Source organism: Psychrobacter sp. TB20-MNA-CIBAN-0197 (assembly GCF_040309765.1).
Classification (GTDB): Bacteria; Pseudomonadota; Gammaproteobacteria; order Pseudomonadales; family Moraxellaceae; genus Psychrobacter; species Psychrobacter submarinus.
In genome coordinates this window covers 1-281 of sequence record NZ_JBEOPC010000405.1, presented here as the reverse complement: position 1 = coordinate 281, position 281 = coordinate 1, and the positions used below count along the sequence as shown (strand labels likewise).

1 pseudogene is annotated in these 281 nt (G+C 38.4%); it reads right to left on the bottom strand.

Annotation, left to right across the window (positions count from 1 at the left end):
• Positions 1-77: 77 nt before the first annotated feature.
• Positions 78-281: pseudogene (locus tag AAEY83_RS14235) on the bottom strand (IS66 family transposase); the annotation flags it as partial.

Below are 281 nucleotides of genomic sequence, written 5' to 3'. Positions count from 1 at the left end.
ACCACTAAGGCCTGAGGGGGGAAACTAAGGGAGGATTGGTGCATCTTTAAAAAGTAAATAAGCAATAACATTTGTAACTATTCAGCCTCATCTGAAATGAATATATCAGGCAGCTGATTTTTGAATAATAACTCAAGGGCTAGGCTTGCAGATACATATTGTTTTCTGCAAGTCGATAAATAGCTTCTCAGCAAGCAGAACATTTCAGCTCCTTGCTTACTTCTAAAACACCCCGATATTTTTTGATGAACCTTGGTCATCCTAATATCATTCTCGCCTTG